Here is a 12,156-nt window from a genome sequence, read left to right on the forward strand (position 1 = left end):
GAAATCAAACCATAAGCACCTAAGCCAGCGAAATATAAACCGTCCCTAATAAAGCTGGAATAAACGGTCAATGAGTGCAAAAATGAATTTTCACCGCTGGCAAATTGCTGTATTACTCATTCTTCTTAGCACTTATAGTGTGTTATTTTATTTTATTTTTACTTATCAATATAAACTCGATTTTTCCTCATTTTATTCGGCCTTTCAGCTCTTTAGTAATAAACAGAATCCCTATCAAATTTTATATACCACTTATCTACCTACTGTAAAAAGGTTATCAGCTAACCTCAATCCACCAATCGTACTCTGGATGCTGACTCCTTTATTACGGCTTAGCTATGATCTCGCCTTGATTATCTGGTCGGCTATTTCTTTGCTGCTAGGATTAATCGGAGCTCATTTTAGTTTTAAGCTCGCCTTTCCTCCCGACTTCATGAAAAAGAATTGGGTAAGTTTATATCTCATGTATTTATCCTTGTTCGCAACAGTCATGGATACTGCCATTGCGCAATTCGGTTCCATTTTATTTTTCTTTATAATCACAGGTTATTATTGTTACCTTAAAAATAAAGAGAACAGTGCCGGCATCCTTTGGGGAGTCATCATTGCGATGAAGTTCTTCCCTGCCTTACTTTTTTCTTTGCCTTGAAACAAGGCCGTTACAAAGTCTTTATGATCATGTTAACCACCGTGTTGTTGCTGTCTTTCATTCCGTGGTTAGTTTTTGGGTCTACTATTTATAAGCAATATTTTTCCATGCTGACCTGCGTTCTTTGGTACGGCGATAGTTGGAATGCCTCTCTTTATGGTTTTCTGTTCCGTTTATTTATTGATGTGCATGATAAAACACAGAGTTTAATCGCCATTAAAACAGTCTATATTTTTCTGTTTTTCAGTCTTCTTTTCTGGTACCTGAAAAAGAGTACCGGGAAATCAACAGCACTGAATCACCAACCTTTTTGTTTGACCTTGATCATGATGTTATTAATGAGCCCGTTCGGTTGGTTATATTATTTTCCTTTATTAATTCTTCCTGTTGCCTGTGTCTGGATAACAGCCATTAATAAAAAACTGGGAGGGATAACTTACTCTTCTTGTGGCTTATAAATTTATTTCTGCTTAACTTTCCAATTGACTATGTCCGTACCCCTTATATGCCTACCTTCATAGGTAAGCTTGGCTTTTATTCTTTTTATTTTTATGGCTTATTACTATTAGCTTATCTGCTGACACGACAAGTTATTACGCCTCCCACAAACAAGCTGAGCATAGGCAACGCACCTACTTACTTCACGCCCTCTCTCTTCATTATTCTTTCTTTCGGTCTGTTAATTCCCATTATTAGTTTTATTATGCGCTTATTCTCAATTCCAGGTGTTCCTCTCCTATGTTATTAATTGACAAACGAATGTATGCCGTCTAACGTTAACAAGGAATGCTTAATCTCTATGAGACTGGACATAGGCCCATGATCGACTTAACCATTCATACACAACCTGATGATGAAACTTGTGGCCCCACCAGTCTACATGCTATTTATCGCTATTATGGCCTGGACCTCAGTCTCGACCAGGTAATTAGTAAGGTAGAGCGTTCTCTTTCTGGTGGAACTCACGCCCCCATGTTAGGCAAACATGCTTTGCAACACGGATTTAAGACAACCATTTATATTAATAATCTTAATGTCTTTGATCCAACCTGGTTTAGAGCAGACAAAGGTGAAGCCAATCAAGAAATGCTGATGCTTAAACTCAAAGCACAAATGAAACATAAGAAAGAAAAAGGATTCGCTCAAGCAAGCCATGCTTTCCTGGAGTACTTGGCTTTAGGCGGTCAAATCCGTTTTCGTACTTTAAGTGTGCAATTACTTAAAGAGTATTTTGCTCAAAACATTCCGATATTAACCGGGCTTAGTGCGACTTATTTATACCGTAGTGCGCGCGAGCGTTTTACTAAACAAGGAGAATCCATTTATGATGATATCCGAGGCACTCCCTGCGGCCATTTTGTTGTGCTCTGCGGTTATGACAATAAAAAAAGACTCATTGTTGTTGCTGATCCGCATCGTGAAAACCCGATTTCCCATGACAATTATTACAAAGTAAGCGGCCACCGCCTAATCAATGCCATCATGCTCGGCGTCCTGACTTATGATGCTGTGTTATTAATAATTCAACCCCAAGAGCCTTGAATGCAAACTATAATAGTCACCGATGACCCCCCAAGCTGGGAATTTTTAAGCCCACTCGCCAATATTGTTCATGCTTTAGATTATTTATCCAGTGAAAATTATCACCAAAGCAAGTCCATGCGAGTAATCAATCTTTGTCAATCTTATGGCCATCAAACGATTGGTTATTATGTCTCGCTACTGGCTCATGCCCGTGATCATAAAGCGATTCCCTCGGTCCATAATATCCAAGATGTGCTTAATGTGAGTCTATCAATTCTTATTTCACAGGATATTGATGAAGAAATTCAACACAGTCTTCAGGACATCAAAGGTGAAGAATTTATTCTAAGTCTTTACTTTGGTCAAAATATGGCTAAACGTCATGCAGCCCTTGCTAAAAAACTGCATGGCTTGTTCCCCTTACCGATGATTCGTTTCATCTTGGAAAAAAGAAACAGTGGCGTATTAAAAAACTACTGCCTTTGTCACTTAATGATGTTCCAGAACATCATATCGAATTTATGAAGCAAGCCGCTGAAAGTTATTTGTCGAAGAAACGCTTTCACCAATGGCGTAAAAAGCAACGTTTTCATGATTTAGCGATTCTCATTGATCCTTGCGAACTGAATGCACCATCTAATAAAAAAGCCCTGGATTTTTTGTTAGTGCTGGTGAAGAAATGGGATTAAACATCGACTTCATTGAAAAAAGTGATAACAAATCAATTGCTGAATATGACGCCTTGTTTATACGCGCAACGACCTCTGTTAACCATTACACGTACCGAATGGCAAGACGGGCTGCCCAGGAAAATTTGGTTGTGATTGATGATCCACAATCCATTGTCAAATGCAGTAATAAAGTTTACCTGGCTGAACTCATGCGTAGTCATCAAATATTGACGCCAGAAACCCTTTTTATCAGCAAATACGATAAAAATCTTCCGGCAATAGAGTTTCCCTGTGTCTTAAAAAGACCAGACAGTGCGTTTTCTCATGGTGTTCTCAAACTTGATGATGCCAAATCCTTACAGAAATCACTGAATCAGTTTTTCAAAATTTCTGATCTGGTTTTGATCCAACCGTTTATCCCCACAGAATATGATTGGCGTATCGGCATCTTGGATAACAAACCCATTTTCGCCTGTCGTTATTACATGGCAAAAAATCATTGGCAAATTTACAATTGGAATGCCTTGAGCGAAAAAAGAGAAGGGGCAACGGAAACAGTTCCTCTCCATGAAGTACCGGAAACCGTTATTAAAACAGCATTAAAAAGTACACGCTTAATTGGTGATGGCCTCTATGGTGTCGACATTAAAAGTCAGGGTGACAAACACTATGTGATTGAAGTGAATGATAATCCCAATATTGACTGTGGCATAGAAGATAAAATTTTGGGTGATTCGTTATATGAACACATTATGAGCGTTTTTTACAACGTATTCGCAGGAAACATGGTTATGTCTGATTTTTCGCTTTTCTCTGTTTTAGGCATCGAAATTGAGTACATGCTGGTAGACCGTAATAGCTTAAATGTACAACCCAAAAGCGATGTGATCTTAAGCACGCTTGCAGGAAAACAAGTGAATGAGGTAGTCCTTGAGAATGGTGACATTGCTGCAAGTAATGAACTGGTGATGCACGTACTGGAGTTAAAAATAATGGCCCCAAGCCACCAAACGCGCCTTTAGTAGAGCAATTTCAGCACGCAATACAATCCTTACAGCCTGTATTAGATCAGCATAATTTACAACTATTACCCTCAGGTGCTCATCCCTGGATGAATCCACTCACAGAAACCGAACGCTGGCCACATGGTAATAACGCCATTTACCGCCAATACGATTCTATTTTTAATTGTCAGGGGCACGGCTGGGCGAATCTGCAAAGCATGCATGTTAATTTACCGTTTGCGAATGATGACGAATTCTGCCAACTACACAATGCCATTCGTCTGCTGCTGCCTTTACTACCCGCCCTCGCAGCCAGTACTCCTTTCCTTGATGGTAAAGCAACCGGATTAAAAAATTCACGCTTGTATTTTTATGGTAAGAACCAACAACGTATTCCATCAATCAGCGCTGAGATCATCCCTGAATTTATCCGTTCAGAAACAGAGTACAGAGAAACGATTTTTAGCGCCCATGTACGACGATATCCGCCCCTATGATCCTGAAGGGATTTTGCAACATGAATGGCTGAACTCCAGAGCAGCGATTCCTAAATTTGACTACAAAGCCATCGAAATTCGTATTCTTGATTCACAGGAATGTGTACAAGCTGATCTTGCTATTGCACTGGCCATCCATGCCATTTTGAAATACTGGCAACAGAACTCCCATTATTATTTAGACACACCTTGTGACTCTAAACGCTTAAAAACAGTCTATGATCAGGCCATCAAGGATGGTTTAACAGTTACCGTTGATGATGCTGAATTATATAAACAATGGCAATTACCCCAAAAACGAACTCTCAGCTGTCGCAATATCTGGTCGCAACTTCTTGAACGAGTCAGCGGCGATCTGGATATCCATTGTCAACGTGCGCTCGAATATATTTTGAGCCAAGGCAATTTAAGCGAGCGGCTTTTGCGAGCTTGTGGCAATGACTACACGAAGCCAACGCTTTCCAGACTTTATCGCCAATTAACGCATTGTCTGTACACTAACCAACAGTTTAATCCATTATGAAACCCTTAGGTCTTGTAATAAGTTGCGAACATGCAGTAAATACTGTACCTGTTGCTTATCAAAAGCAGTTTGCACCTTATCATCATCTGTTAGAGTCCCATCGTGGAATTGATTTTGGTTCTCTGTCAATTGCCAATCATTTACGACAGGTTTTTAATTGTGATTTTATTCAAGCACAGGCAACCCGCTTGCTAATTGACTGCAATCGCAGTTTGACTCATTCCCATTGTTTTTCTGAAATTACGATTAATTTACCCCAGGCAGAAAAGCAGCAACTTATTCAGCAATATTACTTACCCTTTCGCCAGGCAGCAGTAGCGAAAATAAAAGAACAGATTGCCCAGGACCGACAAGTGCTTCACCTATCCATTCACAGTTTTACACCGATACTCAATGGGAAAGAGCGTAACGCAGACATTGGTTTTCTCTATGATCCAAGACGTGCGAGTGAGAAAATGTTTGCCAGAGACTGGCAACAACAGCTTAAACAGTACAACAGTCAGCTGCGTACTCGACTGAACTACCCTTATCTTGGAATCAATGATGGCTTTACTCGCGCTCTACGCAAGCAATTTCCGGATGAGAATTATGCAGGTATCGAAGTTGAATCCAACCAGGCCTTGGTTCAGGATGAGAAAACCCTCACCCAATTAACAGACGCGTTGACAACGACGTTGAAGGTCTTGCTCAACATGAAGAGGAGCTATTGAACGCTGCGGGAGTGGCTGTGGGCTTTCTGCGATAATTGCCTGAAAATACTGGATGAACCTAATAGAATTTGGCCATTTTAATCAAGAGTATGGAGTCATTCTCCATAATACGCTTTTTCTATACAAGAATGACGGCCTGTTACTGCTTACCCCGGATAAAATTGACTACCTCGGTAGCCTCAAAACGAGTAAAAGGCTTAGAGATAAAACCACTTATGTAAGCATCTTTCGCCTGCTCATAAAATTGCGCTTCGCTATGAATACTGACGACTATAATAGGCGTGTTTCTATTGTGTATGCTTTCGGTTTTAATGGCTTTCGCAACCTCGAACCCATTCTCACCCGGATATAGACCTAAATCCATTAGAACTATATCGTAAGGAATGGTATTGCATTTTTCGATCGCATTGTCACCATCCGCTGCAATATCGACCAAACAATCCAGTTCTGTCAAATGTTGTTTAGCAACTATCTGGGCCGGTTGAGAATCCTCTACTACCAATATTCGATAGGGCTTATTCATTTTAATTTCCTATATGTATCAATGGCTAAAACATTTGATGGTCGCGCGCCTGCTGCTTAATTTTTAGCCTTCCATAGCGCACAGCTTTTGTTTAATTATAATTCAAAAAGTGCTATTTATGCCATATTACATGCGCATAAATTTAAAGTGTAGTCCAAATTTAAAAAAAGTGTTTCAATTTCCTGCCCATAGCTGGTTAAAGTAATCCATACAGTGAGGCAAATTATGGGGCAATCTACTTTCTTCTTATATAAATATGGCCTGTTCAAAATAACAGGGGAAAAGCGTTCTATATTTCTGGCAAAAAATTGCGGTCAATGCGCCTCCTATAGAGCTAGTCTAAAAGATGGATTACGCATGCATATAAGAACAAATACCACAATAACTATGTTCTACTACGAGATATACCGCCTCAGTCATCCGGCCTTACGAATCAATTTGCTAATTATTTCGGTTATCGTTATTGACTGGTCCTAGAACACCAGAGCTGGTGCATACCGTGGAACCATTCTCAAGAACTTTACAAGAATGTTGGGTTTGGGTTTGCGGACTACCTCCACTCACTCCTTTTAACTCTTTATGCGTAATTTTTTGGCTTTCTTGGCACCCGCCTTTGCTCGTTTCATTGAAGTCTCCAATATGGCAATATTTTAATAGATAAGGATTTGATCGTTTGCCAGTCTGAGCTGAGTATGAAGTAATAACAGTGGATCGTTATAGAAAATTTTTATTTATTCTTAAGTTATATAGACATCTAATTAAACAAGAATTGCTGGCTCCTCGGCTTAACCTGGTGTGCCCATAAAATACCGCTTTGATTTCTCTCACTTAAGTCTTGCAACAAATGTTAAAATATATTACTTTAAGTAAAAAATTAAGGTATAATGACTTTTAATTAGTCAATTTGGGGATTTGAAATGCCATCTGCCGATAAGCCAAACTATGTAGAAACAGATACTGTACCAGATCCAGATAATCCAGGATATGCTAGATTTCGTCCTCACGTTTTCTTTGGTGGACCTGCCCCCACTCATTTTGGAAATTCAACCCCTGAACCCACAGCAGGTTTATACCGTATCAATAGAGGTCTCAATGATCCCGCTGTTCGACAACAGGTCGCCGATAAACTACAAACCATCGCTCGAAATCAACAAACGTCCGAAGCATTGGAAGATATTCTGCCAGAAGCGCTTATTTCGCTCGTGAACAAGTTCTAATTCAATGAGCAGGGTAGACTCTCACAATAAGCGTCGCGCAAGCGGGGCTTATTGTGAAGAAACCCGTCTCTTCTGAAGTAGAAGTAAACGTCAGGAACAAGAATCAAATCCAGGATTTAATTTAATAATTTATTGTTTTAAACGAGATTTCACTCAATTCAGTCAGAATTTAAATGGTATACCTACGGTATTTGTCCATTGCTCCAACGTCTAACGGTGTCCAAACCAGGTTTATTCAACAGGAAGCCCAAACACAATAACCAGAACCATAACGAAAGTTAATCCAACATAAAATAATATGGATATAGCAGAATGACCCAACTGCTTTTTTAATAAGATAGTAATTATAATTTGTAAGGCATAATAAATAGCAAAAGCTTTAGAGGCTATAGTAATAATTTCATAAATATTCGTTAGCCAGGTTAAAGCGATGGCTACGCAGCTTAACAGTAAATAGCATTGTTTCGTGTTTAAATGATTATGAAACGCTTCTGATAGCAAGCCTCCGCCTCCGACCGTATCCGCTATTGCTGCAGAAAATTGACTCATTATTGCTGCCACTATGAGTAAAAAGGGTAAGACGGGAGCAATGACTTTGCAAAGATCAATAATGGACGTTTCTGATATAGAGTGGATGTTATTAAAAATCGACAAGGCTAAACCGACGAAAATAAGATAAATAGCGCCAGAGATCCACTGTGCATATTTCATGGTTCTAATACGGAAATCGGCATTGTAATCTTTCCCCAAATAACGTGAGGTTTCGAATCCTTGTATGATGATAAGCATTCCAAGGACTTCGCGTATGCTTAACCATAACGAGTCGTGTGAAAAGCTTTTTATTAGCCATTGACCCTCTTGTAATTGAGCAACATTAAATACAGCAAAACTAATCAGAATGGCATTGATAATCGCTAATTTAGTATTAACAGAATAAATTTCCAGCCATTCCAACATGCTTAACCCTCTGAAGCGGCCAACAACTCCAATAAAAATTAAAATGACGGTTGTTAAGCTTTTTTCAATGAACAAATGATGAATACCTGCTCCACGAAAAATAAACGCGGCCAAAAGCTTTAAATAGAATGCGACAGAGATGACGTAGGCAATACTTAATATAGGGTGTGAAAGGGTTTCAATGAGGCTCATAAAACGAGGAAGGCTATTATCAGCTAATTTGGGTTCTAAATAAGCGATGTTAAAACGTAAACTTGAGCCCAGTGCATAGGCAAGCATTACGATAATAAACATGACGAGGGGAGCTAGAACTCCAGTCGAATAAATTAGTAAAGGAGCTGAAATTAAAAAGCCACTGCCAATGATTGACGCTAAAGGCGTCACTGTTGCATGCCAAACGTTGGAGTATCGTATTGTCTTATGGAACAGGCGCCATACACTAATCAAAAATACAATAATGACAAGGGCATTATACATTTTGCTCCCTGGAGGAGTGCGACAAAAAAATACTAATAAACAGGTAATTATAGCTATGAATGATTCTTCGAGTAAACTGAAGAGCCGGGTAACCCTACAATAGCAATAAAAATTTATTGACCCGACTGTACTTTCATCGTGAGGTTCTCGTAATATTTTCTATCAGAATTCTTACTCCCTTCACTCATCAACACCCTCCAAACCACCACCAAAACCACCCCCCAGAAAACAATATTCAAAGCCCCTGCTTCACCCGCCATATAAATGTAATAAGGGTTTTTTACATTGAATTGATAGGAACAGATTTGCCACGTGGCATTAGAGGCTGAGTGGAATAGGACGCATGGCCATAGGCTTTGGCTTTTCCAGCGGATCCAGCCTATTGCAAAGGACATTAGTACTATTGTGGTCGTAAACAGTACCGTGTTTATAAATAAATTACCTTCTTCGTAATAGGTGCCGGAAAAGATAAAGATAAAATGCCAAACAGCCCAGGTGATTCCAGTAAAAAACAGACCCTGTCGTAGGCCAAATAAGCTGATGAGCTTTGGCTGTAAAAATCCTCGCCAACCTATCTCTTCCGTCATTGCCCAAAGCAGAGGCCACATGAACATAAATAGGAAGGTGCGATAAATTATAGTATACGCGGGTAGTTTTAAATCCAATGAGAAATACCCTAAAAGAGTTGCTACTAGATAACTGGTTATAATCGCAGCAATAGGTAAACTAATAGCAAGGAAATACCATTGCACTTTGCCTAAGCTAAACAGTCCTAACTCTTTAAATTCCGCCGTTCTCTGTTTAGAGAAGAGAAGCAAGCATAGTACGACTACAGCAGGCGCGGCTTGTGAAAGTGCATTCGCTAAAATTGAGTTTGAAATGGTTAATAAAAAAGTTAATGCGCATGTCATTATCGTGAAAGCGCTTATAATTTTTAGTTTATTCATGAATTCTCCAGACTCACATTCGATTAATTCAAGCTAAGAGAGCAAGGATTAACACTCTGCAGCGGGTCTCTGAAAACACTCAATTTTTCCGGGGCGCACAGCAAAGTAAAATAAGACTATTAAGCATTTTTGGACTTTTAAATGCACTTTATAAGTGCTGATAGAAGGAACGGCAATCAACTACCAGCTGACCACAATTAAACTATAATTGACGCCATACTAGACGATTTCACGGCTATTTTTCAATGGGTTCTTCGCAAGAAAATTTTTCTTCCTTTACGTTATCCCTTCCCTTAAGTCTTGGTGGTTTTTTATGGGCCAGGTCTCTGCTCTATTGTGTTAATAGGTTTAACGAGGGACTCCGGAACAGAAAACACATGAAATTTGTAATGATTATTTTGTTGAGGAATTAATTTTCCCATGTATTTCCATTGCGAATAAATGGTATTCCAATATTTTTTATATATCGTTAATAACTGGCCATCATTTTCCATTTTAACTAATGCCGCATCCATTAGAGAGATTAATTTTTGATTATTATAAAGCCCTACAATACGCATGCCTTCCGGCAAGGTAATTGCCGGCCCTATGATTTCATAGAGATTACTTGATTGCTCCTGCCAATACATGGCGGCTCCTGCGTCAAGCAAAATCATATCAACTGTATGATTATCTAACCCTGACAATAACTGGGGTAAATTATCAAAATATAAAATATTAATTAAATCATCATGTTGTCCTGGAGTGTTGAGCTCGTCAATTAGAATATAGTTTTTATATAATGGGATCAGAGTTTGCCTAACGACACCGAGTGTTTTGTCATTGAGTGATGTGATGCGACTGCTACGCAATGCCAATATGCGGGCCTCGCTTATAAAGTAAGGATATGTATAAACGTACCTATCTTGACTAAGGTATAAACTAATACCAACAATAGCAGCATCAAGCGCCCCACTATTTAGCGCATCCATTAATTTATCAAAGCGCATTGGAACTAATTCACAATTGTAATTTATCAACGTGCAAACGGTATTGATTACTTCAAAATTAAAGCCAAAACCATAGCGTTGATCCAAGATGGCCATTTCATAAGGGGGATTATAAATAAGCGTACCGATTTTGGCTTTATTTAATGCCAAAACCTGGATTGGCAGCAATAAGAAAACTATTAATAAGATAAATCCATTTATTTGTTTAATCATAGTATTTTTAGTTTAACAGTTATATCTTATTAGATTTGATTTCTTAGGTTCTTTCAAGAGATTGTTCATGCTTTAAACGCCAAAGAGTTTTTTAGTAGAAACGTTCGATTAGCACCCTCAAATTAACAAGCATGTTAATATAGCTACTCCATACTATGAGTAAAAAGAATCTACGAAAAAAATTTTGACCAAAGTATAAATAGCGCTAGCACCATCTGTGCAAAAAAATCCAAATAAAATTCATATTAAATACATTTAATATCAGCGAGTTATCATATCCCCTTCTTTTTATTGGCCTTATTTTTCAACACAAGGTCAATGAATGGGATTACCTGGCTAATAATCTCTTACTAATATTCATGTATAATAAGCGCGCGGAGCGATTTTAATTTATATGAAGACTGTAGTAATTGCATGAGTTAATAGGGGGATTAATATGAGTAAAGGCCGAGTCAAAAAAATCTGAATGAACGTACCCAATTAATTCAAAGTCAACTAACAGCTCGTCATAAAGAATTATCGAAAACTATTCAAGCAGCAAAAGAAGGCAGCCTGGATCTCGAACGCTTAAAGCAATTAAAAACGCGTTAGAAAAGCCTGTTAAATTATCAGAAACGTTGTCTATTCAAATAGAGGACTGCCATCCTTCTACAGGTAGATACAAACGCGCACTACCCAAAGGGTACCTAGCAAATATTGCTGCAGTAAAGAAAGCAATGACTCAAGCTCAACCCAAGCCAGCGGAGATGAAAAAGGAACTCCAATCAAGGCAGAGAGAACTTGTTGACGCGTTTAATGCGAAAGCTAGCGATGGTATTCAAACAATAAAAAACATATGTAAAGCGCATCATATAACGGGTTTAAATGACGTTGGAGAACAGATCGCCGCTTTTTTTCATGAACAACATCGAAATCTGGATTTAGAAGCCGTTGGTGACTATTTAAGTGGTCCAGACGGTGAGCATCAGGCAGTATTAAAAGCGTTCACGGCTACAATTGCTTTGGCAGGCCAGCCTTTTTTACCAGCTTTAAGAATTTATTTAAAAACCTTTCTATTGCCAAAAGAATCGCAAAAAATCGAGCGGCTTTTAGAAAGTTTTAGCGCAGCCTATTGTGCTCAAAATCCTGGAGGGAACATTGCCACTAAGCAGGCCGGATATATTTTAACAGTTCAAGCCATGATGCAAGCTACCGTTTTTCATAACCCAAACGCAGCCCAGTTTAAAATGGATTTCGATATAGACTAAAAGTATAA

The 12,156-nt window shown here is 38.8% G+C and carries 15 protein-coding genes; 11 read left to right on the forward strand and 4 right to left on the reverse strand.

Annotation, left to right across the window (positions count from 1 at the left end):
- Positions 1-82: 82 nt before the first annotated feature.
- From BN58_RS27815 to BN58_RS00375, 9 genes are all read left to right on the forward strand, one after another.
- Positions 83-649, forward strand: a complete 567-nt coding sequence (locus tag BN58_RS27815) for a glycosyltransferase 87 family protein (protein ID WP_232220215.1) — start codon at positions 83-85, stop codon at positions 647-649.
- The gene (locus BN58_RS27820) at positions 646-1,107 is read left to right on the forward strand and encodes a hypothetical protein (RefSeq protein ID WP_019215137.1); all 462 of its coding nucleotides are present in this window, start codon (positions 646-648) and stop codon (positions 1,105-1,107) included. Before BN58_RS27815 ends, BN58_RS27820 begins: the two co-directional genes overlap by 4 nt.
- A 361-nt stretch (positions 1,108-1,468) precedes the next feature.
- The gene (locus BN58_RS00360; RefSeq protein ID WP_019215139.1) at positions 1,469-2,191 is read left to right on the forward strand and encodes a cysteine peptidase family C39 domain-containing protein; all 723 of its coding nucleotides are present in this window, start codon (positions 1,469-1,471) and stop codon (positions 2,189-2,191) included.
- Complete coding sequence (locus BN58_RS32220) at positions 2,192-2,698, forward strand: RimK-like ATPgrasp N-terminal domain-containing protein (protein ID WP_232220216.1); 507 nt, start codon at positions 2,192-2,194, stop codon at positions 2,696-2,698.
- On the forward strand, positions 2,695-2,862 hold the full coding sequence (locus BN58_RS32225; RefSeq protein ID WP_019215140.1) for a hypothetical protein: 168 nt from the start codon (positions 2,695-2,697) through the stop codon (positions 2,860-2,862). Before BN58_RS32220 ends, BN58_RS32225 begins: the two co-directional genes overlap by 4 nt.
- Positions 2,853-3,866, forward strand: a complete 1,014-nt coding sequence (locus tag BN58_RS32230) for an ATP-grasp domain-containing protein (protein ID WP_019215141.1) — start codon at positions 2,853-2,855, stop codon at positions 3,864-3,866. The genes BN58_RS32225 and BN58_RS32230 overlap by 10 nt, the downstream gene beginning before the upstream one ends.
- A gap of 20 nt (positions 3,867-3,886) precedes the next feature.
- Positions 3,887-4,345, forward strand: a complete 459-nt coding sequence (locus BN58_RS32235) for a glutamate-cysteine ligase family protein (RefSeq protein WP_232220220.1) — start codon at positions 3,887-3,889, stop codon at positions 4,343-4,345.
- Complete coding sequence (locus tag BN58_RS32240; protein ID WP_019215143.1) at positions 4,320-4,868, forward strand: hypothetical protein; 549 nt, start codon at positions 4,320-4,322, stop codon at positions 4,866-4,868. Before BN58_RS32235 ends, BN58_RS32240 begins: the two co-directional genes overlap by 26 nt.
- Positions 4,865-5,578, forward strand: coding sequence for an N-formylglutamate amidohydrolase (locus BN58_RS00375; RefSeq protein ID WP_019215144.1), 714 nt, complete (start codon positions 4,865-4,867; stop codon positions 5,576-5,578). The genes BN58_RS32240 and BN58_RS00375 overlap by 4 nt, the downstream gene beginning before the upstream one ends.
- Before the next feature lie 139 nt (positions 5,579-5,717).
- Here BN58_RS00375 and BN58_RS00380 read toward each other — a convergent pair whose 3' ends face one another.
- Entirely contained in the window at positions 5,718-6,101 is a 384-nt protein-coding gene (locus BN58_RS00380; protein WP_019215145.1) for a response regulator, read from the reverse strand.
- 917 nt (positions 6,102-7,018) lie between these two features.
- Between BN58_RS00380 and BN58_RS00385 the strand changes: the two genes are divergently transcribed.
- On the forward strand, positions 7,019-7,318 hold the full coding sequence (locus tag BN58_RS00385; RefSeq protein ID WP_019215146.1) for a hypothetical protein: 300 nt from the start codon (positions 7,019-7,021) through the stop codon (positions 7,316-7,318).
- A 231-nt stretch (positions 7,319-7,549) separates the two neighbouring features.
- Here BN58_RS00385 and BN58_RS00390 read toward each other — a convergent pair whose 3' ends face one another.
- The 3 genes from BN58_RS00390 to BN58_RS00400 form a co-directional block, all read right to left on the reverse strand.
- Positions 7,550-8,752 carry a hypothetical protein gene (locus BN58_RS00390; RefSeq protein WP_019215147.1) on the reverse strand — a complete coding sequence of 401 codons (1,203 nt, stop codon included), beginning with the start codon at positions 8,750-8,752 and terminating at the stop codon, positions 7,550-7,552.
- Positions 8,753-8,865: 113 nt separating this feature from the next.
- Positions 8,866-9,699 carry a CPBP family intramembrane glutamic endopeptidase gene (locus tag BN58_RS00395; RefSeq protein WP_019215148.1) on the reverse strand — a complete coding sequence of 278 codons (834 nt, stop codon included), beginning with the start codon at positions 9,697-9,699 and terminating at the stop codon, positions 8,866-8,868.
- Positions 9,700-10,010: 311 nt separating this feature from the next.
- Positions 10,011-10,901 (reverse strand): transporter substrate-binding domain-containing protein, encoded by an 891-nt coding sequence (locus tag BN58_RS00400; RefSeq protein WP_019215149.1) that lies wholly within the window; start codon positions 10,899-10,901, stop codon positions 10,011-10,013.
- Positions 10,902-11,617: 716 nt separating this feature from the next.
- On the opposite strand from BN58_RS00400, the gene BN58_RS20745 reads away from it, so the two are divergent.
- Complete coding sequence (locus BN58_RS20745) at positions 11,618-12,148, forward strand: Sec7 domain-containing protein (RefSeq protein ID WP_051131816.1); 531 nt, start codon at positions 11,618-11,620, stop codon at positions 12,146-12,148.
- Positions 12,149-12,156: the final 8 nt, after the last annotated feature.

The sequence above is a fragment of the Legionella tunisiensis genome (assembly GCF_000308315.1).
Classification (GTDB): Bacteria; Pseudomonadota; Gammaproteobacteria; order Legionellales; family Legionellaceae; genus Tatlockia; species Tatlockia tunisiensis.